At 73.4% G+C, this 22,757-nt stretch carries 25 protein-coding genes; 19 read left to right on the top strand and 6 right to left on the bottom strand.

The features are described 5' to 3' along the window. The first annotated feature begins 28 nt into the window (after positions 1-28). The 4 genes from ettA (at position 29) to NFX44_RS17425 (ending at position 3,525) form a co-directional block, all read left to right on the top strand. The gene (ettA, locus tag NFX44_RS17440; protein ID WP_262284619.1) at positions 29-1,705 is read left to right on the top strand and encodes an energy-dependent translational throttle protein EttA; all 1,677 of its coding nucleotides are present in this window, start codon (positions 29-31) and stop codon (positions 1,703-1,705) included. Next, positions 1,698-2,141 (top strand): thioesterase family protein, encoded by a 444-nt coding sequence (locus NFX44_RS17435; RefSeq protein ID WP_262284618.1) that lies wholly within the window; start codon positions 1,698-1,700, stop codon positions 2,139-2,141. The genes ettA and NFX44_RS17435 overlap by 8 nt, the downstream gene beginning before the upstream one ends. Beyond that, a complete protein-coding gene (locus tag NFX44_RS17430) occupies positions 2,138-2,806 on the top strand; it encodes a hypothetical protein (protein ID WP_262284617.1) in 669 nt (222 codons plus the stop codon). The genes NFX44_RS17435 and NFX44_RS17430 overlap by 4 nt, the downstream gene beginning before the upstream one ends. Positions 2,807-2,937: 131 nt before the next feature. After that, entirely contained in the window at positions 2,938-3,525 is a 588-nt protein-coding gene (locus tag NFX44_RS17425; RefSeq protein ID WP_262284616.1) for a YbjN domain-containing protein, read from the top strand. Between the two features lie 37 nt (positions 3,526-3,562). Here NFX44_RS17425 and NFX44_RS17420 read toward each other — a convergent pair whose 3' ends face one another. The 3 genes from NFX44_RS17420 to NFX44_RS17410 form a co-directional block, all read right to left on the bottom strand. Next, positions 3,563-3,952, bottom strand: a complete 390-nt coding sequence (locus NFX44_RS17420; protein ID WP_262284883.1) for a globin — start codon at positions 3,950-3,952, stop codon at positions 3,563-3,565. 143 nt (positions 3,953-4,095) lie between these two features. Next, positions 4,096-5,478 (bottom strand): MFS transporter, encoded by a 1,383-nt coding sequence (locus tag NFX44_RS17415; RefSeq protein WP_262284615.1) that lies wholly within the window; start codon positions 5,476-5,478, stop codon positions 4,096-4,098. Positions 5,479-5,726: 248 nt separating this feature from the next. Beyond that, a complete protein-coding gene (locus tag NFX44_RS17410) occupies positions 5,727-6,746 on the bottom strand; it encodes a mechanosensitive ion channel family protein (protein WP_315974607.1) in 1,020 nt (339 codons plus the stop codon). Between the two features lie 313 nt (positions 6,747-7,059). Here NFX44_RS17410 and NFX44_RS17405 point away from each other — a divergent pair, with 313 nt between their 5' ends. Next, positions 7,060-7,599 carry an HNH endonuclease gene (locus tag NFX44_RS17405; RefSeq protein ID WP_262284614.1) on the top strand — a complete coding sequence of 180 codons (540 nt, stop codon included), beginning with the start codon at positions 7,060-7,062 and terminating at the stop codon, positions 7,597-7,599. 8 nt (positions 7,600-7,607) lie between these two features. Here the strand turns inward: NFX44_RS17405 and NFX44_RS17400 are convergent, their stop codons facing one another. The 3 genes from NFX44_RS17400 to NFX44_RS17390 all read right to left on the bottom strand — a co-directional run bounded on the left by NFX44_RS17400 (position 7,608) and on the right by NFX44_RS17390 (position 9,566). Continuing rightward, on the bottom strand, positions 7,608-8,480 hold the full coding sequence (locus NFX44_RS17400; RefSeq protein WP_262284613.1) for a class F sortase: 873 nt from the start codon (positions 8,478-8,480) through the stop codon (positions 7,608-7,610). Positions 8,481-8,494: 14 nt separating this feature from the next. Then, a complete protein-coding gene (locus NFX44_RS17395) occupies positions 8,495-9,004 on the bottom strand; it encodes a hypothetical protein (RefSeq protein WP_262284612.1) in 510 nt (169 codons plus the stop codon). Between the two features lie 91 nt (positions 9,005-9,095). After that, positions 9,096-9,566: an Lrp/AsnC family transcriptional regulator gene (locus tag NFX44_RS17390; RefSeq protein ID WP_262284611.1), complete on the bottom strand. Its 471-nt coding sequence runs from the start codon at positions 9,564-9,566 to the stop codon at positions 9,096-9,098. Positions 9,567-9,708: 142 nt separating this feature from the next. Here NFX44_RS17390 and NFX44_RS17385 point away from each other — a divergent pair, with 142 nt between their 5' ends. The 14 genes from NFX44_RS17385 (at position 9,709) to NFX44_RS17320 (ending at position 22,651) form a co-directional block, all read left to right on the top strand. Next, positions 9,709-10,593 (top strand): tryptophan 2,3-dioxygenase, encoded by an 885-nt coding sequence (locus NFX44_RS17385; protein WP_262284610.1) that lies wholly within the window; start codon positions 9,709-9,711, stop codon positions 10,591-10,593. 11 nt (positions 10,594-10,604) lie between these two features. Next, positions 10,605-11,912 (top strand): kynureninase, encoded by a 1,308-nt coding sequence (gene kynU / locus NFX44_RS17380; protein ID WP_262284609.1) that lies wholly within the window; start codon positions 10,605-10,607, stop codon positions 11,910-11,912. Continuing rightward, positions 11,909-13,243: an NAD(P)/FAD-dependent oxidoreductase gene (locus tag NFX44_RS17375; protein WP_262284608.1), complete on the top strand. Its 1,335-nt coding sequence runs from the start codon at positions 11,909-11,911 to the stop codon at positions 13,241-13,243. The genes kynU and NFX44_RS17375 overlap by 4 nt, the downstream gene beginning before the upstream one ends. A gap of 20 nt (positions 13,244-13,263) precedes the next feature. Further along, a complete protein-coding gene (locus NFX44_RS17370; RefSeq protein ID WP_262284882.1) occupies positions 13,264-14,745 on the top strand; it encodes a 2-hydroxymuconic semialdehyde dehydrogenase in 1,482 nt (493 codons plus the stop codon). A gap of 56 nt (positions 14,746-14,801) precedes the next feature. Next, positions 14,802-15,602, top strand: coding sequence for a 2-keto-4-pentenoate hydratase (locus tag NFX44_RS17365; RefSeq protein WP_262284607.1), 801 nt, complete (start codon positions 14,802-14,804; stop codon positions 15,600-15,602). After that, positions 15,599-16,528 carry an acetaldehyde dehydrogenase (acetylating) gene (locus tag NFX44_RS17360; RefSeq protein ID WP_262284606.1) on the top strand — a complete coding sequence of 310 codons (930 nt, stop codon included), beginning with the start codon at positions 15,599-15,601 and terminating at the stop codon, positions 16,526-16,528. Before NFX44_RS17365 ends, NFX44_RS17360 begins: the two co-directional genes overlap by 4 nt. Next, positions 16,525-17,586 (top strand): 4-hydroxy-2-oxovalerate aldolase, encoded by a 1,062-nt coding sequence (gene dmpG / locus NFX44_RS17355; RefSeq protein WP_262284605.1) that lies wholly within the window; start codon positions 16,525-16,527, stop codon positions 17,584-17,586. The genes NFX44_RS17360 and dmpG overlap by 4 nt, the downstream gene beginning before the upstream one ends. Then, positions 17,583-18,356 carry a 2-keto-4-pentenoate hydratase gene (locus NFX44_RS17350; RefSeq protein WP_262284604.1) on the top strand — a complete coding sequence of 258 codons (774 nt, stop codon included), beginning with the start codon at positions 17,583-17,585 and terminating at the stop codon, positions 18,354-18,356. Before dmpG ends, NFX44_RS17350 begins: the two co-directional genes overlap by 4 nt. A gap of 59 nt (positions 18,357-18,415) precedes the next feature. Beyond that, positions 18,416-18,838 (top strand): RidA family protein, encoded by a 423-nt coding sequence (locus NFX44_RS17345; protein WP_262284603.1) that lies wholly within the window; start codon positions 18,416-18,418, stop codon positions 18,836-18,838. Then, positions 18,835-19,359, top strand: a complete 525-nt coding sequence (locus NFX44_RS17340) for a 3-hydroxyanthranilate 3,4-dioxygenase (RefSeq protein ID WP_262284602.1) — start codon at positions 18,835-18,837, stop codon at positions 19,357-19,359. Before NFX44_RS17345 ends, NFX44_RS17340 begins: the two co-directional genes overlap by 4 nt. Further along, entirely contained in the window at positions 19,359-20,360 is a 1,002-nt protein-coding gene (locus NFX44_RS17335; RefSeq protein ID WP_262284601.1) for an amidohydrolase family protein, read from the top strand. Before NFX44_RS17340 ends, NFX44_RS17335 begins: the two co-directional genes overlap by 1 nt. 66 nt (positions 20,361-20,426) lie before the next feature. Then, positions 20,427-21,890: an amidase gene (locus NFX44_RS17330; protein WP_262284600.1), complete on the top strand. Its 1,464-nt coding sequence runs from the start codon at positions 20,427-20,429 to the stop codon at positions 21,888-21,890. A gap of 73 nt (positions 21,891-21,963) precedes the next feature. Then, positions 21,964-22,251: a hypothetical protein gene (locus NFX44_RS17325; RefSeq protein ID WP_262284881.1), complete on the top strand. Its 288-nt coding sequence runs from the start codon at positions 21,964-21,966 to the stop codon at positions 22,249-22,251. Further along, positions 22,238-22,651, top strand: a complete 414-nt coding sequence (locus NFX44_RS17320; RefSeq protein ID WP_262284599.1) for a DUF5130 domain-containing protein — start codon at positions 22,238-22,240, stop codon at positions 22,649-22,651. Before NFX44_RS17325 ends, NFX44_RS17320 begins: the two co-directional genes overlap by 14 nt. The last annotated feature ends 106 nt before the right edge of the window (positions 22,652-22,757 follow it).

The raw sequence follows: 22,757 nt of genomic DNA, 5'->3' as shown, positions 1-22,757 counted from the left end.
ATCGCAACCGACGGAGGTAGCCCGCACCGTGGCCCAGTTCATCTACGTCCTGGAAAAGGCGCGCAAGGCGCACGGCGACAAGGTCGTGCTCGACAACGTGACGCTGAACTTCCTGCCGGGGGCCAAGATCGGTGTGGTCGGTCCGAACGGCGCCGGTAAGTCCAGCCTCCTCAAGATCATGGCAGGTTGGGACCAGCCGAGCAACGGCGACGCCCGGCTCATGCCCGGCTACACCGTCGGCATGCTGGCCCAGGAGCCGGCGCTCAACGACGCCAAGACCGTCCTCGGCAACATCGAGGAGGCGGTCGCCGAGACCAAGGCCAAGCTGGAGCGGTTCAACAAGATCGCCGAGCAGATGGCGACCGACTACTCCGACGAGCTGATGGAGGAGATGGGCAAGCTCCAGGAGGAGCTCGACCACGCCGACGCCTGGGACGTCGACTCCAAGCTCGAACTGGCCATGGACGCGCTGCGCTGTCCCCCGCCGGACGCCGACGTGATCCAGCTCTCCGGCGGTGAGCGCCGCCGCGTGGCGCTGTGCAAGCTGCTGCTGGAGGCGCCGGACCTGCTGCTGCTCGACGAGCCGACCAACCACCTGGACGCGGAGAGCGTGCAGTGGCTGGAGCAGCACCTCGCCAAGTACGCCGGCACGGTGATCGCCATCACCCACGACCGGTACTTCCTCGACAACGTGGCCAACTGGATCCTGGAGCTGGACCGCGGCCGGGCCTACCCGTACGAGGGCAACTACTCCACCTACCTGGAGAAGAAGGCCGCCCGGATGGCGGTCGAGGGCCGGCGCGACGCCAAGATGAAGAAGCGCCTCGACGAGGAGCTGGAGTGGGTCCGCTCCAACGCCAAGGCCCGGCAGACCAAGTCCAAGGCCCGCCTCGACCGCTACGAGGAGATGGCCACCGCGGCCGAGCAGACCCGCAAGCTGGACTTCGAGGAGATCCAGATCCCGCCGGGCCCGCGCCTGGGCAACACCGTGATCGAGGTCAAGGACCTCGTCAAGGCGTTCGGCGACCGGGTGCTGATCGACAACCTGAGCTTCTCGCTGCCGCGTAACGGCATCGTCGGCGTGATCGGCCCGAACGGCGTCGGCAAGACCACCCTGTTCAAGACCATCGTGGGCCTGGAGGAGCCGACCGGCGGCTCGGTGCGGGTCGGCGAGACGGTCTCCCTGTCGTACGTCGACCAGAGCCGGGCCGGCCTGGCGGGGGACAAGACGGTCTGGGAGACGGTCTCCGACGGGCTGGACCACCTCCTCGTGGGCAAGGTCGAGATGCCGTCCCGGGCGTACATCGCCGCGTTCGGCTTCAAGGGCCCGGACCAGCAGAAGCCGACCAAGGTGCTCTCCGGCGGCGAGCGCAACCGGCTCAACCTGGCGCTGACCCTCAAGATCGGCGGCAACGTCATCCTGCTCGACGAGCCGACCAACGACCTCGACGTCGAGACGCTCGGCAGCCTGGAGAACGCGCTGCTGGAGTTCCCCGGCTGCGCCGTGGTCATCTCCCACGACCGGATGTTCCTGGACCGGGTCGCCACGCACATCCTCGCCTGGGAGGGCGACGACCAGAACCCGGCGCGGTGGTTCTGGTTCGAGGGCAACTTCGAGGCGTACGAGAAGAACAAGATCGACCGTCTCGGCGCGGAGGCCGCCCGGCCGCACCGGGTGACCTACCGCAAGCTCACCCGTGACTGACCGGTTCGTCTACGACTGCGCGCTGCGCTGGTCCGACCTGGACGCGTACGGCCACGTCAACAACGCCCGCTTCCTCACGCTCTACGAGGAGGCGCGGGTGGCGATGATGTTCGCCGGCGGCCGGGCGTGGGGAGTGGGCTCGTTCGCCGACGGGGTGGTCATCCGCCGGCACGAGGTCGACTACCTGCGCCCGGTCGACTACGCGCTGGGCCGGGCCACCGCGGAGGCGGCCCCGACGGTGCGGATCGAGCTGTGGGTGGAGGAGATCCGGGCGGCCTCCTTCACCATCGCGTACGAGCTCTACGACCGCGACGTGCTGGCCAGCCGGGCGCGCTCGGTGCTGGTCCCGTTCGACCTGGCCGCGCAGCGGCCCCGCCGGATCTCCGCGGACGAGCGGGCCTTCCTGCTCCGGTACGCGCCGGGACTGCCCGGATGACCACGGCGGCCACCGGGCACGGGCTGGGCGGGGTGCCCGACGCGGGCGCCTTCCTGGCCCGCCTGGTCCGGCTGGACCCGGGCACCCTGGTCCGGCTCCGGCCGGTGCCGGGTGCCGGGCGCACGGCCCTGTGGGCCCGGCTGCCGTGGGACGTGCTCGTGGTCCGGACCGTCACGGGCACGGCGCCGGGCGACGTCACGGTGGCGGCGGGGGAGCTGCTGGCGGAGCTGTCGGCGGGTGGCGACACCCTGCCCCGGCGCCGGGACGACGGGTGGCGCTGGCCGCTGCCGCCGGCGGCCAGCCGGCCGGTGGAGGCGCTGCCCGCCGCCGAGGTCCAGCGGATCGCCGCCGCGGCGGCGGGGACGCTGCGCGAGGCGGCCACCCACGGCGTGGCGGGTCGGGCGGTGGGCCAGCGGGCGCTGCGGGACGCGCTGCTGGACCACGTCGCGGTGGTGGTGACCCCGGACGAGACGCCGGACGCCCCGGTGGAGGTGCCGCAGCGGCTGGTGCAGGGGCTGGTTCGGATGGGCTTCCTCGGCGCCGGCGACGTTCAGGTACGGGTCGCCGGCCGTTGGGTCGGGCTCGTCGGACCGTACGGGGCGGCCTGGTCGCGGAAGGTCGCGGACCTGGCACTGACGCCTATCGGGGTTCATCCGAACGGATGACCCCTGGTCGTTCTTCCGGTTTGGGGCAGCCGTTGGGGGGATGCCTCCTGCCGGCTGTCCGGGTACCGTCCATCCTCGGATCCAACGCACCGTAGGCGACTGGATCCGCTGGGGAGTGAGGTGCGCGAGCGATGCCGTGGTGGTCATGGCGCCCAGGTCCCGCCGGTGGCGGCGGCGACCCGGAAACTCGAAGCGGGATCACAGTGGATGACACCGTCCGGGTCGGGCCACCGACCCCCCGTCAGCCGGCGGACGACGCGGCGGCCGCCGAGCGGCCCGTGATCGCCGACATGCCGGCAACGGTCGCACCGGTCACCCTCCGCCGGGTCTGCGACGCGCTCGACCTGCTCGACGTGCGCTACCTGGCCGACGGCGACGGGAACCTGCTGGCCATGTGGGAGCGGCACGCGGTGCTGGTCACCCTGGAGGGCCCCGAGGACGAGATCCTGGTGATGCGGGCCCGGCCACACGCGACCGTCCCGCCGGACTGGGCCGACCGCGCCTACCGGGTGGTCAACGAGTGGAACCACACCCGGCGGTTCTGCAAGGCCTACATCGGCGACCCGACCGAGCGCGGCCAACTGCCCATCTACGCGGAGCTGCAGGTCCCGCTCGGCGCCGGCACCCACGACGCGCTGCTGGTCGAGATGCTCGACTGCGGCGCCGCGGTGGCCACCACCTTCGTCGACTGGCTGCACGACGAGGGCGCCCTGCTCTGACGCCGCCGGGCGGCCCCGGCCGCCCAGCGGCGCCCGGTCAGCTCTCGGCCGCCGGGTCCTCCATCACGTTCACCATGAAGTAGGCGGCCCGCTCCAGATAGTCCCAGAGCGCGGCGGCGAGCTGCGGAGGCAGGTCCAGGCGGTCCACCGCCCGGCGCATGTGGTGCAGCCAGGCGTCCCGCTCAACCGCGCCGATCCGGAACGGTGCGTGCCGCATCCGCAGCCGCGGGTGGCCACGCTGCTCCGAGTAGGTGTGCGGGCCACCCCAGTACTGGATGAGGAAGAGGGTCAGCCGGTCGGCCGCGGGGCCGAGGTCCTCCTCCGGGTACATGGGCCGCAGCAGCGGGTCGGTGGCGACACCGACGTAGAACTCGTCCACCAGCTTACGGAAGGCGGGTTCGCCGCCGATCGCCTCGAAGAGGGTCATCGACTCGCCTGGGGAAGTCACGCCATCCATCCTGCCAGGTGCCGCCCGGGGGGCGGCCCACGCCCACCTCCCGGCGGGAGTCAGGTCACCGCGTGCCGGTGCCGGCTGCGGTCGGGCGGCCCACGCCCACCTCCCGGCGGGAGTCAGGTCACCGCGTGCCGGCGCCGGCTGCGGTCGCCGGACCGGTCGCCCGCCAGCCCTCGCCCCGGGGTGTGGCCGCCGCTCCCGTCGCGGGCGGCCGTGGCCGCGGATTCCGCCCGGGCGGCCGCGACGGCCGCCTCGACGGTGGCCGGGCGCGGCCAGGTGAGCACCGCGAGGAGCATCAGCAGCACGCCTGCGGCGCTCCACACGCCGACCACCGAGGGGATCGCGAACCGCTCGGCGAGCGCCCCGGTGGCCAGCACGGCGGCGCCCTGGATGATCTGGGTGCCGCTGGCCATCACACCGAACGCCCGGGCCCGGTAGCCCTCCGGCAGGGCCTGGACGAAGAGACCGTTGGCGACCGGGATGAGCCCCGCCACCGCGAAGCCGCACGCGGCGGCGAGGAGCGCCACCACCACCGGCGGCGGGTCGAGCAGCGCCGGGACCAGCACCGCCGGGGCGATCACCGCCAGCGGACGCATCAGGGTCAGCCGGCGGGCCGGGCCGACGAACCGCCCGACGGCGAGCCCGCCGAGCACGTAGCCGACCGGGTTGGCGGCCATGATGACCGCCTGGGCGGTGCCGGTGTCCATGCCGTCCCCGGCCCGCTCGGCGGCCCAGGCCGCGGCGAGCCCCTCGGGGACGATCGAGAAGACCATCGCGCTGAACACCAGCACGGCGATGGCGCGCAGCACCGGGCGGCCGAAGACGAGGCGGAACCCCTCCGCGGTCTCCCGCAGCAGGTGGCTGCGGTGCGCCTCGGTCATGGCCGGCGGCCGGTCCCGCAGGCCGAAGCGGACCAGCGCCGCGGAGATGCCGAAGGTGGCCGCGTTGATCAGCAGCGCGGCGGCCGGGTTGACCGCCGCCACCGCCGCGCCGAGCAGGTAGCCGAGGACCTGGGCGGCCTGCCCGCTGCTCACCGAGACCGACAGGCCGACCACCAGCCGGTCGCCCGCGAGGATCTGGGGCATCAGCGCGGACCGGGCGGCCTGGCTCGGCGGGTTGGCCAGCGTGGCGGCGAAGATCAGGGCGAGGACCGCCCAGGGCGGCACCCCGGGCAGGGCGACCAGCACCATGAGGAGCATCCGGACCACGTCGCAGGCCACCATGACCTGCCGGTACCGGTAGCGCTCGGCGAGCGCGGAGAGCAGTGGACCGCCGACCAGCCAGGGCAGGTAGCTCGCCGCGAACGCGGCGGCGGACAGCGCCACCGAGTCGGTCTGCCGGTAGACGAGGACGGTCACCGCCGCCTTCGCGACGTAGTCACCGATCCAGGACAGAGCGCTTGCCATGAAGAGGACCCGGAACTCCGCGAGGCCGAAAACGTCGCGGAACGTGGCCGGCCCCTCCTGGGCGGGTCGCTCGTCGGACACCGTCGCCTCCATCGTTTCCGGGTCGACCACTCGTGATGGTCCGACCTGGAAACCGTCGTCAGATCTACGGATCAGCGAGGACACCAGCACGCTCCCTTGGGGAGCATGTTCACCGGATTCTGCCCGATCGTCTGACAACTGGCTAGGGTGAACGGATTGATCGTCACATCTCCGACTGAACGAACGGACGATACCCGAGGGGCCGCGCGGCGCGCGACCCCGGAATTCGTCGGGCCCGTAGAGCCGACCGGCGACGCGGGTCAGGTGGCCCCGCCGGTGCCCGTCTCGCCGCCGCCCGGAGCGCGGGCCGGCAGGCCGGGATAGAGCCGCGCCGCCGCGATCCGCGCCGTGATGCCCGAGTTCTCCAGTGCCTCGGCGAGCCGGCGGCGCAGCTCCCGGCCGACCGCGAACTGCCCGTCGGCGGTCGTCTTCACCACGGTACGGATCACCGCGCCGTCGACCGTCATCTGCTCGACGCCGAGCACCTCCGGCTCCTCGACGATCTGCGGCGACAGCTCGGGGTCCAGCGCGACGGAGGCGGCCGCCGTACGCAGCACCGCGGTGGCGTCCTCGGTGCCGGCGAAGCCGATCGGCAGGTCGACCACCACCAGAGCCCAGCCCTGGCTCTTGTTGCCCACCCGGATGATCTCGCCGTTGCGGATGTACCAGAGCACCCCGCGGCCGTCCCGGACCGTGGTGACCCGCAGGCCCACCGCCTCCACCACGCCGGTCGCCTCGCCCAGGTCGACGGTGTCGCCGACGCCGTACTGATCCTCTATGAGCATGAACAGGCCGGCGATCAGGTCCTTGACCAGGCTCTGCGCGCCGAAGCCGAGGGCCACGCCGGCGATGCCGGCGCTGGCCAGCAGCGGGGCCAGGTCGAAGCTGAACTCCTTGAGCACCATGAGCAGGGCGATGCCGAAGATGAACGCGGTCACCATGCTGCGCAGCACCGAGCCGATCGCCTCGGCGCGCTGCCGCCGCCGCTCGGGCACGAACTGCTCCGGTTCGAGCGTGGCGCTGGGGATCCGCTCGCGCAGCGGGCGGAGCATGGTGGGCACCGCGCCCTCGGTGGTGGTCCGGACCAGCCGGTTGATGGTGCGGTGCAGGGCCCACCGGGCGGCCACGGCCAGCAGCAGGATCAGCGCGATGCGCAGCGGCTTCAGCAGGATCCAGTAGCTGCTCTCGGCGAACCAGGCGGAGTTGGTGACCTTGTACACCCACTCGCAGGAGCTGCTGCCCTGGCAGTCCGGGCGCCGGTCGGAAACGGCGGACAACACGGTGGCGATCAGGTCGGAGAGACTCACCCTGCCTTAGTACCGCAACACCGCTGGGCGCCCGCTGGCGACCCGCCCCGGCCACCGCCGGCGGGGCGGCGGACCGATCATGCGGGGCGGAACCGGTCATCCTGGCACGGACGGAGAAAGCTTCATGAGGGTACCCCGGATTAGTGCGTGCAATCCGGGGCGCGATCAGGGACTATTGGCGCAACGGACGTCGGTGATCCGGCCGGCGTCGGTGTCGTTCCCCGCTGCCCGCGGGGGCGCCCGGCGTCATGGTGGCCGGAGCGGCTGGACCGGGAGGGTGAGCGCGATGCCTGACATACGACCCACGGCGGGCTCCGGTGCACTCGTTCTCAACGCCACCTACGAGCCCCTGTGTGTCGTGTCGGTGCGTCGCGCGGCGATCCTCGTGCTCTCCGCCAAGGCCGTCTGCGTGGCCGACGGCGAGGGCATCCTGCACAGCGCGCGCAACGCGCTCCCGGTCCCCTCGGTGGTCCGGCTGACCCGCTACGTCCGGGTCCCCTACCGCGCCCACGTCGGGCTCTCCCGGCGGGCGATCTTCGCCCGGGACGGCTGGCGCTGCGCCTACTGCCGCGGCCCGGCGGAGACCATCGACCACGTCTTCCCTCGCAGCCGGGGCGGCCGGCACGCCTGGGAGAACGTGGTCGCCGCCTGCGCCCGCTGCAACCACACCAAGGGCGACAAGACGCCTGCCGAGCTGGGGTGGCGGCTGCACAGCCTCCCGGCCGCCCCGAAGGGCACGGCCTGGCGGGTGCTCGGTCATCGGGCGCCCGACCCGCGCTGGGCGGACTGGCTCGACCTGCGCGAGCCGGAGCCCGAGGCGGCCTGAACTGCCGCTCAGCGCGCCTTCACCAGCGAGGCGTACACCACCAGGTTGTCCGCGTATCCGGTCTCGCCGCCCACCCAGCGTCCGCCGCAGGTGATCAGCCGCAGGTTGGGCCGGCTGAAGTCGCCGTAGACCTCCCGCACGGGCAGCCGCTCCTTGCCGTACCGCTCGATCGAGGTCACCTCGAAGACGGCCACCGAGTGGTCCTGCCGGGTCACCTCGATCCGGTCGCCGTCGTCGAGGTCCTTGAGGTCGTGGAAGACGGCCGGCCCGGTGGTGGTGTCGACGTGCCCGACGAAGACCGCCGGGCCGTACTGCCCGGGGGTCGGTCCCTGCTCGTACCAGCCGACCTCGCCGGCCCGGCCGACGTCCGGCACCGCGATGCTGCCGTCCGGGGCGATGCCCACCCGGTGCACCGGCGCCCGCAGGTCGATCTTGCCGATCGTCAGGTCCGTCGGTGGGCTGCCGGACAGCACCGGGAACTTCTTGGGCGGCGGGCGCAGGCCGGCGGTGAGCTGCTCCGGCAGCACGCTGATGCCGGTCAGCCGTTCCACCCCGAGCATCGCCACGATCATCGCCATCACCGCCGCGACCACCAGCACCGGGGTGCCGGGGCCGCGCTGGGCGGCGTACCGCCAGCGGCCGGCGGCCGGGGCCTGTCGTGCCGGCGCCACCGGGCGGGCCTGCGGGTCCGCGGTGGTGACGCTGGCCGAGAAGGCGTGGCCGGCGGCGCGGGTGAACCGGCGTGAGGCGCGGGACACCAGCCGCAGCCCGGCGGCGACCCGGGAGTCGGTCCGGTGCCGGCCCCGGCGGCCGGCGCCGGCGGCCCGGCGCGGGTCCGGCCCGGGACCGGTGCGGTCGTGGCGGCGCGGTGAGCGGGCCATGGCCGCACCCCCCGTCAGACGCGGCTGCCGGACTTGCGGCGGGCGCCGACCCCGGCCACCACGGCCACCACGACCAGGCCGCCGACCAGCAGCAGCGAGCCGGCACCCCGGCCGCCCGCCGTGCCCCCGCCACCGGTCGCCGGACCCTTGCTCGGCTGGGCCATGTTCAGCACGGTGAGCATGGTCGAGGCGGTCTTCCCGTTGGAGCAGTCCAGGTTCACCGGGTAGTCACCCGGCGCCTTGTTGCCGGGAATGGTGACCGCTCCGGTGAGGAAGCCGTTGTCCGGCCGGAGCATCACCCGACCGAAGGCGTCCGAGGTGACCTGGGCCTGCCGGTCGTTGTTGCCGTCGCAGCTGGCCCGGATGCTCACCCGGGAGCCGGCCTGGACGCTGTTCGGCGTCACCTCGACGAAGACGTTCTCCCCGGCGCGGGCCGGAGCGGCGGTGCTCAGGACGAACGCCGCGACCAGGCCGAGCAGGCCCAGAACGGCCCAGAGCGCGCGGTGTGACAGGAGCCCTCGCATGATTCCCCCCTTCCGGTGCGGTGCACCGGAATCCTGCTGACGGGCAGCGTGGGCTGCATTCCCCGTGACGTGGGGGCAAACCCAGGGCGGATCAGCGGCGCCGGACGGTAGGGGACGCCCCGGGCGGCGGGAGCGGGGTGACCGGGTGCCAGTCCAGCGGGGTGGAGAGCACCATGGTGCTGGACGGCTGCCCGTACGGGGCGAGCCGGTCGATGACCCCCTCGAACTCGCCCATCGTGCCCGCGGCCACCTTGAGCATGCTGCACGCGTCGCCGGTGATCCGGTGGATCTCCATGATCTCCGGCCAGTCCGCCACGGCGGGGTCGTTGAGGATGCACCGGGACCCGTAGCAGGACATCCGGATCAGCGCGAGCACGGTACGGCCGGCCCGGGTGAGGTCCACGTGCGCGTGGTAGCCGGTGATCACCCCGGACTCCTCCAGCCGCCGCACCCGCTCGGCCACGGCGGGCGGGGACAGGTGCACCCGGCGGGACAGCTCGCTGTAGGAGAGCCGGGCGTCGGCCTGGAGTTCGCGCAGCAGCGCCCAGTCCATCTCGTCCACGCGGTGACCTTTCTTCCGTGAAGTCGAGGGGCGGAGACGCCTTCGACGCGACAGGTGATACCACCGTAGCGCCGTCGAACAGGCATTCCATTCGCGGATCAACCAGCGGCATCATGTCGTCTACCCCGGCGTACGGAGGGAGATGACGGTGGAACAGACGACAGCGGTGCGGCCGGCCACCCCGCAGCAGCGGGCGGCCCGGGCGGCGCGCAACGGTGGCAAACCGACCCTGGAGTTCGCCGACCGGGTGCCCTACGACGCCTACGTCCACGCGAGCACGCTGCACCAGCTCCAGCAGCCGCTCAGCGACGACCCGGGCGAGATGTCCTTCCTGATGGTCAGCCAGATCATGGAGCTGTACTTCAAGCTGACCTGTCACGAGCTGCGCCACGCCCAGCGCGAGCTGCGGGCCAACCGGATCTGGGACGCGCTGCCCCCGCTGCGCCGCGCCGCCCTGCACATCGAGGGGCTCAACGCCGCCTGGCAGGGGCTGCGCTGGATGACGCCGGCGGACTTCAACCGGTTCCGCGACCGGCTCGGCGAGGGCTCCGGCTTCCAGTCGGCCATGTACCGGCAGCTGGAGTTCCTGCTCGGCCTGCGCGACCCGGCGCTGATCCGCCCGTTCCGCCGGCAGACCGAGGTGCACGCCGAGCTGACCGCCGCGCTGGCCACGCCGAGCCTCTGGGACGACGTGGTGGCGCTGCTCGCCCGGCGCGGCTTCGAGCTGCCCGCCGACCTGCTGGACCGGGACGTGACGACCGAGCACGAGCCGCACCCGGCCGTCGAGGCGGCCTGGGTGCGGATCTACGCCGACGGCGGCCCCGACAACCACCTGCGCCTGCTCGGCGAGGCACTGAGCGAGGTGGCCGAGGGATTCGGCGACTGGCGCTGGCACCATGTCAAGGCGGTGCAGCGCTCGATGGGCGCCAAGGTCGGCAGCGGCGGCTCCGCCGGGCTGGCCTGGTTGCAACGGAGCATGGCCCGGGTGGTCTTCCCGGAGCTGTGGTCGGCCCGAACCGCGATGTGACCGGAGGAACCATGCGGAACACCGAAACTGCGCCGCTGGGCTCCGGCGGGGCCGAAGCCGAGGCGCGGACGCTCGACGCCGCCGACCCCGGCCACCGGCACCTGTTCCTCGTGCCGCCGGCCGAGGGTGGGCGCTACCCCGAGGTGGCGTACCTGGCCGGCAACTCGCTCGGCCTGCAACCGCGGGCCACCCGGGAGGAACTGCTCGCCGACCTGGACGCCTGGCGGCGGCTGGGCGTGGAGGGGCACCTGGAGGCGGAGCGGCCCTGGCTGCCGTACCACGAACTCCTCGCCGCGCCGGCCGCGCGACTGGTCGGCGCCCGCCCCGCGGAGACCGTGGTGATGAACTCCCTCACGGTCAACCTGCACCTGCTCATGGTGAGCTTCTACCGGCCGGCGGGGGAGCGGACCCGGATCGTCATCGAGGACAGCGCCTTCCCCTCGGACAGCTACGCGGTGCGCAGCCAGGCGCGGTTCCACGGCCTCGACCCGGACACCGCCGTCGTCCGCCTCAGGCCGCGCCCCGGCGAGGACACCCTGCGGACCGGGGACGTCCTGGACTTCCTGGCCGCCGAGGGGCACACCGTGGCGCTGCTGCTGCTCGGCGGGGTCAACTACCTGACCGGCGAGCTGATGGACATCCCGGCCATCACCGCCGCCGGGCGGGCGGCCGGCGCGGTCGTCGGCTGGGACCTGGCGCACGCGGCCGGCAACGTGCCCCTGGCCCTGCACGACTGGGACGTCGACTTCGCCGCCTGGTGCTCCTACAAGTACCTGAACTCGGGGCCCGGCGCCCTCGGCGGCGTCTTCGTCCACGAGCGCCACCTCGGCGACCCCGCACTGCCGCGCTTCGAGGGCTGGTGGAGCACCGAGGCGGCCACCCGGTTCGAGATGACCCCGGTGTCCCGGCCGCCCGCCACCGTCGAGGCGTGGCAGATCTCCAACCCGCCGATCTTCGCGATGGGGCCGGTGCGCACCTCGCTGGAGCTGTTCGACGCGGTCGGCATGCCCGCGCTGCGCGAGCGCAGCCTCCGGCTCACCGGTTACCTGGAGCGGCTGCTCGACGAGGTGACCGCCGACCGGCCGCTGACCGTGGTCACCCCGCGCGACCCGGCCCGCCGGGGGTGCCAGCTCTCGGTGCGGATCGGCGCCGGCAGCGCCAACGAGTTGACCAAGCGGCTGCGGCACGAGCACGGCGTGATCGCCGACGCCCGGGAGCCCGACATCGTGCGGTTCGCCCCGGTGCCGCTCTACTCGACGTACCACGACTGCTGGCGGGTCGCGGACGCGCTGGCTGCGACGGTGGAGGTGGATCGATGAGTGCCGAACGCGAGGAGGTCGCCGTCGTCGGTGCCGGCCTGGCCGGTTGCCTGCTGGCCTGTTTCCTGGCCCGGCGCGGCTACCCGGTCGCCCTCTACGAGCGGCGGCCGGACCCGCGTATCGGGAAGGTCGAGCGGGGCCGCTCGATCAACCTGGCGCTCTCCGAGCGCGGCCTGGACGCGTTGCGCCGCATCGGCCTGGACCACCAGGTGATGACCGACGCGCTGCCGATGCGCGGCCGGATGATCCACCCGGTGGAGGGCGAGCCGCAGTTCCAGTCGTACAGCGTCTCCGGCGACCGGGCGATCAACTCGATCAGCCGGGGCGCGCTGAACAACGCGCTGCTCGACGCCGCCTCCGCGCTGCCCGGCGTGCGGATCGCCTTCGACCACCGGCTCGTCGGGCTCGACCCGGCCACCGGCGAGATGACCTTCGAGACCCCGCAGGGCAAGGTGGGCGAGACCGCGTCGGTGGTGCTCGGCGCCGACGGCGCCGGCTCCGCCGTGCGCGGGCAACTGCTGGCGTACGGGGCGGTGAGCGAGAGCCTCGACTTCCTCGACTACGGCTACAAGGAACTCACCATCCCGCCGATCGGCGGCGAGTTCGCCCTGGACCCGGGCGCGCTGCACATCTGGCCGCGCGGCACCTCGATGATGATCGCGCTGCCCAACCCGGACCGATCCTTCACCTGCACCCTGTTCTGGCCGACCCACGGCACGCAGAGCTTCGCCTCGCTGGGTAGCCCGGCCGCCATCGAGCGGTACTTCGCCACCCACTACCCGGACCTGGTCCCGCTCGCCCCGAACCTGGTCGACGACTACCAGCACAACCCGGTCGGGGTGCTCGGCACGGTCCGCTGCACCCCGTGGCAGACCGAGGGCCGGGTGGGCCTGCTCGGCGACGCGGCGCACGCCATCGTCCCGTTCTACGGCCAGGGCGCGAACTGCGCCTTCGAGGACGTGGTCGAGCTGGACCGCTGCCTGGACGAGTGCGACGACCAGTGGGCGTCGGCGCTGCCGCTGTTCCAGCACCGCCGGCAGGCCAACGCCGAGGCGATCGCCCGGATGGCGCTGGCCAACTTCGTGGAGATGCGGGACAAGGTCGCCTCGCCGGTGTTCCAGACCCGCAAGAAGATCGAGCACGCGCTGGAGCGCGCCCTGCCCGGCCGCTACGTCTCGCAGTACGAGCTGGTTTCCTTCTCCACCACCCCCTACGCGGAGGTGCGCCGCCGGGTGCGCCGCCAGTACGGGATGGCGGGGGCGGTGGCCGCCGGCGCGGTGGCGGCGCTGGCCGGGGTGGCGGTGGCGCTCGGCCGAGGGAGGCGAGGATGACCCTCTGGGATCCCCGGCTGATGGCCGGGCACGCGCCGGACGGCCCCGGCCTGCTGCGCAACTTCGTCGGCGGCTCCTTCGTGGACCTGGGGCCGCGGTTCACCAAGCGCAGCCCGGTGACCGGCGAGCCGGTCTTCGAGGTGGTGGAGGCGGGCGAGTCCGTCGTGGACGACGCGGTCACCGCGGCCCGGGCGGCGCTGCGCGGCCCGTGGGGCCGGATGGGGGAGCGGGAGCGCGCCGAGGTGCTCCGCCGGGTCGCCGACGAGCTGGAACGCCGCTTCGACGACCTGGTCGCCGCCGAGGTCGCCGACACCGGCAAGGCCATCTCCCAGGCCCGCACGCTGGACATCCCGCGCGGGGCGGCCAACTTCCGGGCGTTCGCCGAGATCGTGGCGACCGCGCCGACCGAGTCGTTCACCACGGTCACCCCGACCGGCGGCCGGGCGCTGAACTACGCGGTCCGCAAGCCGGTCGGCGTGGTCGCGATCATCGTGCCGTGGAACCTGCCGCTGCTGCTGCTCACCTGGAAGGTCGCCCCGGCCCTGGCCTGCGGCAACGCCGTGGTGGTCAAGCCCAGCGAGGAGACCCCGGCGTCGGCCACCCTGCTCGCCGAGGTGATGGCCGCGGCGGGCGTGCCCGACGGCGTGTTCAACCTGGTGCACGGCTTCGGCCCCGGCTCGGCCGGCGAGCACCTCACCCGGCACCCGGGCGTCGACGCGATCACCTTCACCGGGGAGTCGGCGACCGGCAGCGCCATCATGCGCGCCGCCGCCGACGGGGTGAAGGCGGTCAGCTTCGAGCTGGGCGGCAAGAACGCCGGCCTGGTCTACGCCGACGCCGACCTGGACGCGGCGGTCGCCGGCTCGGTCCGGTCCAGCTTCACCAACGGCGGCCAGGTCTGCCTCTGCACCGAGCGGATCTACGTGCAGCGGCCGGTGTTCGAGGAGTTCACCGCCCGGCTGGCCAAGCGCGCCGACGAGCTGGCGTACGGCTGGCCGGCCGACGAGGCCACCGTGAACATGCCGCTGATCTCGCACGGCCACCGGGACAAGGTGCTCGGCCACTACGAGCTGGCCCGCACCGAGGGCGCCGAGGTGCGCGCCGGGGGCGGCACGCCGCGCTTCGGCGACGCCCGTGACGGCGGCGCGTACGTGCAGCCGACCGTGCTCACCGGCCTGGGCCCGGACGCCCGCACCAACACCGAGGAGATCTTCGGCCCGGTGGTGCACGTGGCGCCGTTCGACGACGAGGACGAGGCGTACGCCCTGGCCAACGGCACCGACTACGGCCTGGCGGCGACGGTCTGGACCCGGGACGTGGGCCGGGCGCACCGGGCCGGCTCCCGGCTGGACGCCGGCATCGTCTGGGTGAACACCTGGTTCCTGCGCGACCTGCGCACCCCGTTCGGCGGGGTGAAGGCGTCGGGCATCGGCCGGGAGGGCGGGGTGCACTCCCTGGACTTCTACTCCGAACTCACAAACGTCTGTGTGGATCTCGCATGAGTGCGCGGTCCGGGCAGAATGGCCGGCGTCGTGAGCGTTCGCAGCGAGGAGCCGGGATGACCGTGGACATCGAAGCCGCCAACCGGGAACTGGCCGTGGCCCGGCAGGAGGAGAAGCCGTGCCCGCCGCTGCGCGGGCGGCTGCTGCCGGAGGGCGACATCGAGGCGGCCTACCAGGTGCAGCAGGTCTACACCCGGCAGCGGCTCGGCAAGGGCCACCGCCGGGTGGGCGCGAAGATCGGCCTCACCTCCCGCGCCGTGCAGGAGAACTTCGGCGTCTTCCAGCCCGACTTCGGGGTGCTGTTCGACGACATGGCGGTCGGCGACGGCGTCGAGGTGCCGATGGGCCGCCTACTCCAGCCGCGGGTGGAGGCGGAGATCGCCTTCGTGCTCGGCGCGGACCTGCGCGACGAGCGGGTCACCACCGTCGACCTGATCCGGGCCGTCGACCACGTGCTGCCGGCCATCGAGATCGTCGACTCCCGGATCGCCGGCTGGGACATCTCCATCGTGGACACCGTGGCGGACAACGCCTCCAGCGGGCTGTTCGTGCTCGGCACCACGCCCCGGCGGCTGTCCGACGTGGACCTGCGGCTCTGCGGCATGGTGCTGGAGCACGCCGGTGAGCCTGTCTCGGTCGGCGCCGGTGCGGCCTGCCTCGGCAACCCGTTGCACGCCCTGGAATGGCTGGCCGGCACCATGGCCCGCGCCGGCGACCCGCTGAAGGCCGGGGACGTGGTGCTTTCCGGGGCGCTCGGCCCGATGGTGCCCGTGACGCCGGGCGCGGCGTACGAGGCGCGGATCTCCGGGCTCGGCTCGGTGCGGACCTGTTTCTCGTCGTCGGAGGGGGCGGCATGACAGTCGGCGTGGCGGTGCTCGGGTCGGGCAACATCGGCACCGACCTGATGATCAAGGTGCTGCGGCTCGGCACCGACCTGCGGATGGTCGCGATGGCCGGCATCGACCCGGCGTCCGACGGTCTCGCCCGGGCCCGGCGGCTCGGCGTGGCGACCACCGCCGAGGGCGTGGACGGCCTGGTCGCCATGCCCGAGTTCGCCGACGTCGATCTGGTCTTCGACGCCACCTCGGCCGGCGCGCACCGGCGCCACGACGCGGTGCTGCGCGCGCACGGCCGGACCGTGGTCGACCTGACGCCGGCCGCCATCGGCCCGTACGTGGTGCCGCCGGTCAACCTCGACGAGCACCTGCACGAGCCCAACGTGAACATGGTGACCTGCGGCGGGCAGGCCACCGTGCCGATCGTGCACGCGGTCGGCCGGGTCACCCCGGTCGCGTACGGGGAGATCGTCGCCTCGATCGCCTCGAAGTCGGCCGGGCCGGGCACCCGGGCCAACATCGACGAGTTCACCGAGACCACGGCCCGGGCCATCGAGGTGGTCGGCGGCGCCGACCGCGGCAAGGCCATCATCGTGCTGAATCCGGCCGACCCGCCGCTGCTCATGCGGGACACCGTCTACTGCCTCTGCCCGGACGCCGACGCCGACCGGGCCGCGATCGCCGCCTCGGTCGACGACATGGTGAAGACCGTGCAGGAGTACGTCCCCGGCTACCGGCTCAAGCAGGACGTGCAGTTCGACCGGGTGGACACGTACGCGCCGGTGCTGGGCCGGCACTTCACCGGGCTCCAGGTGTCGGTCTTCCTGGAGGTCTCCGGCGCCGGGCACTACCTGCCCGCGTACGCCGGGAACCTGGACATCATGACCTCGGCCGCGCTGCGCACCGCCGAGCGGCTGGTCGCGCTCCGGAAGGTGGCCACGCGATGACCGACCTCTACGTCCAGGACGTGACGCTGCGCGACGGCATGCACGCCATCGCCCACCGGTACACGGTGGACCAGGTGCGGACGATCGCCGCCGCGCTCGACGCGGCCGGAGTGGCCGCCATCGAGGTGGCGCACGGCGACGGCCTGGCCGGCTCCAGCGTCAACTACGGCCACGGCGCGGCCGGCGACGCCGACTGGATCTCCGCGGCCGCCGAGGTGCTGACCAGCGCGCGGCTCACCACCCTGCTGCTGCCCGGCATCGGCACCATCGCCGACCTGAAGGCGGCCAGGGCGCTCGGGGTGACCAGCGTGCGGATCGCCACCCACTGCACCGAGGCGGACATCTCCGCCCAGCACATCTCCTGGGCCCGGGAGAACGACATGGACGTCTCCGGGTTCCTGATGATGTCGCACATGAACGACCCGGCCGGGCTGGCCGCCCAGGCCAAGCTCATGGAGTCGTACGGGGCGCACTGCGTCTACGTCACCGACTCCGGCGGGCGGCTGCTGATGTCCGACGTGGCGCAGCGGGTCGACGCGTACCGGCAGGTGCTCGACCCGGAGACGCAGATCGGCATCCACGCCCACCACAACCTGTCGCTCGGCGTGGCGAACAGCGTGCTGGCGGTCGAGCACGGCCGGATCCCCGGCCCCGGGCCGGCCGGCGCGGACGCCCCGCACGGCCGGACCGTCCGGGTGGACGCGTCGCTGGCCGGCATGGGCGCGGGCGCCGGCAACGCGCCGCTGGAGGTCTTCGTCGCGGTCGCCGAACTGCACGGCTGGAAGCACGGCTGCGACGTGTTCGCGCTGATGGACGCCGCCGACGACCTGGTCCGCCCGCTCCAGGACCGGCCGGTCCAGGTCGACCGGGAGACGCTGTCCCTCGGATACGCGGGCGTCTACTCCAGCTTCCTGCGCCACGCCGAGCGGGCCTCCGCCAAGTACGGGGTGGACGTCCGCTCGATCCTCGTGGAGCTGGGCCGGCGCCGGATGGTCGGCGGCCAGGAGGACATGATCGTGGACGTGGCACTCGACCTGGCCGGTAAGGAGAACTCATGATCGGGCCGGACATCGCGGGGATCGCCGAGAAGCTGGGCGCGGCCGCCGACACGGCCACCGCGATCGCGCAGCTCGCCGCCGAGACGGGCCTCGACGTGGACGCCGCGTACGCGGTGCAGGCCGCGCTGCTCGAGCGCCGCCTCGACCGGGGCGAGCGGCTGGTCGGGCTGAAGATGGGGCTGACCAGCAAGGCGAAGATGGCCCAGGTCGGCGTCGACGAGGTGATCTGGGGCCGGCTCACCGACGTCATGCGGGTGCCCGACGGCGGCACCGTCGACGTGGCCGGCTTCATCCACCCCCGGGTCGAACCGGAGGTGGCGTTCCTGCTGGACCGCCTCCCCGAGCCCGGTGAGCCGGTCGGCGCGTTCACCGAGGCGGTCCGCGCGGTGGCCCCGGCGCTCGAACTGATCGACTCCCGGTACGCCAACTTCACCTTCTCCCTGCCCGACGTCATCGCCGACAACACTTCGGCCGCCGCGTTCGTGGTCGGGCCCTGGTCGCCGGTGCCGGACGGGCTGGACAACCTCGGCGTGCTGCTGGAGATCGACGGCCGGGTGGCCCAGGTCGGCTCGACCGCCGCCATCCTCGGTGACCCGCGCCGCGCCCTGGACGAGGGCATCCGCCTGGCCGGCCGGCACGGCGTGCGGCTCCGCGAGGGCTGGGTCTTCCTGGCCGGCGCCGCCACCGCCGCCGTGCCGCTGCGCCCCGGCGCGCACGTCCGGGCCGTGGTGGAAAAGCTCGGCACCGCGTCCCTGCGGGCTCTGCCGTGAGCGCGAGGAATGAGCCGGGGCTGCGAGCCCCGCAGTCGCGAACGAACGGAGACGCTGCCATGACCGCCCGGGTGGTGGCCGGGAAGGCCGTGCCGCGCGGCGCCTTCCCGCACGTCAAGGTCGCCGGCGGCTTCGTCTTCGTCTCCGGCACGTCGTCGCGCCTCCCGGACAACACCTTCGCGGGCGTGACGGTGGACGAGTTCGGCACCACCGACCTCGACATCCGCGCCCAGACCCGGGTCGTGATCGGGAACATCCGCGACCTGCTCCGCTCGGTCGGCGCCGACCTGGCCGACCTCGTGCAGGTCACCAGCTACCTGGTCAACATGAACGACTTCGGTGGCTACAACGAGGTGTGGGCGGAGTTCTTCGACGCCACCGGGCCGACCCGGACCACGGTGGCCGTGCACCAGCTTCCGCACCCGCACCTGCTGATCGAGATGCAGGCCGTGGCCCTACTTCCGTCGGGAGGTCCGTCATGAGTGAGATCGCCGAGCCGTTCAGCTTCTCCGGCTGGATCGGGGAGAACCAGCACCTGCTCAAGCCGCCGGTGGGCAACAAGGAGATGCTGCCGGGCAGCGACGACTTCATCGTCATGGTGGTGGGCGGCCCGAACCAGCGGACCGACTTCCACGTCGACCCGTACGAGGAGTTCTTCTACCAGGTCAAGGGCAACATGCACATCAACCTCATGCTGCCCGAGGGCCCGCGTACGGTGCACGTGCGCGAGGGTCAGATGTGGATGCTGCCGCGCAACACCCCGCACTCGCCGCAGCGCCCCGAGGCCGGCTCGATCGGCATGGTGATCGAGCGGGTCCGCGAGGAGGGCACGCTGGAGAAGTTCCAGTGGTACTGCACCGAGTGCAGCCACAAGGTGCACGAGGTGGAGCTCCAGGTCCGCGACATCGCCGCCGACCTGCCGCCGGTCTTCGCGGCGTTCTACGCCGACGAGAAGGCCCGCACCTGCACCAACTGCGGCGCGCTGCACCCGGGCAAGGGCTGATGCGCCCACGCGTCGTCGACGTGCACACGCACGTCGTACCCAAGGGGTGGCCGGACCTCGCCGCGGCGTGCGGCGGGTCCGGCTGGCCCTGGTTGCGGGTGGACTCCGAGCGCGCCGCCATGATCATGGTGGGGGAGACGGAGTTCCGGCCGGTCGGCGCGGAGTGCTGGGACGCGGAGACGCGGCTCGCCGACATGGCCGCCGACGGCGTCGACGTGCAGGTCGTCTCGCCCACCCCGGTCTTCTTCAGCTACGACCGCCCGGCCGACCAGGCCGCGAAGGTGGCCCGGATCTTCAACGACCTCACCCTGGCGGTGACCGCGGCCGGCGGTGACCGGCTGGTGCCGTTCTGCCAGGTGCCGTTGCAGGACCCGGACGCCGCCTGCGCCGAGCTGGACCGCTGCCTGGCCGCCGGGCACGCCGGGGTGGAGATCGGCAACCACGTGGGCGACCGCGACCTCGACGACGCCGGCATCGTGCAGTTCCTGACGCACTGCGCCGAGGTGGGCGCGCCGGTCTTCGTGCACCCGTGGGACATGCCGGGCGGGCCCCGGCTGGACCGCTGGATGGCCCGTTGGCTGACCGGGATGCCGGCCGAGACGCACCTGTCCGTGCTGGCGCTGATCCTCGGCGGCGTCTTCGACCGGGTGCCGGAGTCGCTGCGCATCTGCTTCGCGCACGGCGGCGGCAGCTTCCCGTTCTGGCTGGGCCGCGCCGACAACGCCTGGCACCGCCGCGGCGACCTGGTCCGTGGCGCGTCCAGCGCCCCGCCGAGCGCCTACGTCGACCGGTTCAGCGTCGACTCGGTGGTCTTCGACCCGGCCGCGCTGCGGCTGCTCGTCGACACGATGGGGGAGGACCGGGTGCTGGTCGGCAGCGACTACCCGTACCCGCTGGGGGAGCGCCCGGTCGGCCAGGTGGTCCGCAAGGCCGACTTCCTCACCGCCGACCAGCGCGACAAGCTGCTGTCCCACAACGCCCTGCGCTTCCTGCACGGCTGAGCGCGGCCGGCCGGCGCGCGGCCGGTGGTGAGTGCGAGGGGCGCGGTGACCAGGCAGGATGGGGGCATGGCCGAGCCGCACGACCTGACCGCGCTGGAGCAGGCCGCCGCGATCCGCCGGGGCGAGCTGTCCAGCGTGGAGCTGGTGGAGCACCACCTGCGCCGGGTGGACGCGCTCGGCGACACCCTCGGCGCGTTCGTCACCGTCACCCCGGAACGCGCGCGGGCGGCGGCGGCCGCCGCCGACGCGGTGCCGGCGGACCGGCGCGGCCCGCTGCACGGGGTGCCGACCGCCGTCAAGGACCTCACGCTCACGGCCGGGGTCCGCACCACCTTCGGCTCGGCGGCCTTCGCCGACTTCGTGCCGCCGGTCGACGCCGACGTGGTCCGGTTCATGGCCGCCGCCGGGCTGGTCAGCCTCGGCAAGACCACCACCTCGGAGCTGGGCTGCTCGCTCTACTCGGAGGGCCTCGTCGCGCCGCCGGCCCGCAACCCGTGGGGCCTCGCCTACACGGCGGGCGGGTCCAGCGGCGGGGCGGCCGCCGCGGTGGCCGGCGGGCTCGTCCCGGTGGCGCAGGGCTCCGACGGCGGCGGCTCGCTACGCATCCCGGCGGGCCTCTGCGGCCTGGTCGGCTACAAGCCCAGCCGGGGCCTGGTCTCCGGCGGCCCCATCGGCTTCGGCGCCTTCGGGCTGCCCATCAGCGGCCCGCTCGGCCGCACCGTGACCGACGTGGCCGCGCTCCTGGACGTCCTGGCGCAACCGGTGCCCGGCGAGCCCTACCTGCCGCCCGCCGCGCCCACCGGCGGCTACCTGGGCGCCGCCCGGGCCGCCGCGCCGGGCCGGCTGCGGATCGGCCGGTTCACCACCCCGATGCTGGCCGACGAGCCGGTCCACCCGGACTGCGTGGCCGCCGTCGACCGGGCCGCCGCGCTGCTCACCGAGGCCGGCCACGAGGTGGTCGACGTCCCCGCGCCGCTCGGACCCGAGGCGTGGCCGCTGTTCGAGACCGTGTGGTACGTGCTGGCGCTCGCCCCCGTGCCGTCCGAGCGGGAGAGCGACCTGCTGCCGCTGACCCGGTTCCTCCGGGCCCGGGGCGCGGCCGTCGGGGCCGGCCCGCTGATGGCCGCGCTCGGCGAACTCCAGGCGCAGGTACGCCGTGGCGTACGCCGTACCGCCGGCTGCGACCTGCTGCTCTGCCCCACCCTGGCGGCCCCGCAGGCGCCGGTCGGCGCGTTCGCGAGCCTCGATCCGGCCGAGGATTTCGACCGGCAGCGGCGGTTTTCGCCGTACTGCGCCATCTTCAACGTCACCGGCGACCCGTCCGTTTCGCTGCCGGTGGGCCGCACCGGCGACGGGATGCCGGTCGGCGTGCTGCTCACCGGCCGGTACGGCGACGACGCGACATTGATAGGCACTGCCGCGCAACTGGAGCACGGCTGTGGCGGGTGGGATCAGCACCCCGCAATCTGGCGGGCCGTCGACTCCGCTAACGTGAACAGCACAAGCGGAGTCGGGCGCGCGTCGTCATGACCGTCCACCCGACCCGAACATTCCTGGTCTCTCTTTCCGCCTGGGGGCGTTGGGATTGTCTGTTACCGAGACGTTGCTGGTCTTCGTCGGCATCCCGGCGGCCGCGGTGCTGGTGATCGCCGGACTGGCGGCCGCCGGCAGTCGCGGCGGCGGCGGTGGCGGTGCCAAGCGCTACCGGCCGGGCCGGCCCTTCGATTTCACTCCGGTCTGGTTCCTGGGCCGTCCGGAGCAGCTGGCCGACTCGGCCGGCACCGCACTGGCCGCCGGGGCGCAGGCGCCGGCGCTGACCAGCCGCAAGCAGGAGCAGGCCGGCCGGCAGGCACCGGCCGGTGGAACCGGAGGCGCAAGTGACCGTTGGTGAGAAGCAGGCCGCGGCGGGGACCGGTAACCCGCCCGAGGTCCTGGACGGGCCGTTCTCGACCCGTCAGCTGCTCCGCATCGACGAGGCGCTCCGCCTGGCCGACCAGGGCACCGGCCTGGTCTTCTCGGTCTACGTGGGCGGCCTCGACGAGCCGATCCGGGAGCACGCCGAGCGGCTGCACCGCCAGCTCGCCGAGCCGGACCGGTCGGTGCTGATCGCCGTGTCGCCCAACCAGCGGCAGCTCGAGATCGTCACCGGCCGTTACGCGCGCAAGCGCATCCCGGACACGTACGCGAAGCTGGCCGCGCTCTCCATGGTGGCCTCCTTCGGCGGCGGCGACCTGGCCGGCGGGATCATCCAGGGCCTCGACCAGCTCGCCAGCCACGCCGGCAAGGGCTGAGCCCACCCGCACACGACGAAGCCCGGCCCGCGAAACGCGGGCCGGGCTTTCTCGTGTCCGCCGGCGGGGGGCCCCGGCGCCCCCCCGGCCCCCCCCCCCCCCCCCC

It is taken from the genome of Micromonospora sp. MA102, from assembly GCF_025460765.1.
Classification (GTDB): domain Bacteria; phylum Actinomycetota; class Actinomycetes; order Mycobacteriales; family Micromonosporaceae; genus Micromonospora; species Micromonospora halotolerans.
This window is presented reverse-complemented; position numbering and strand designations above follow the sequence as displayed.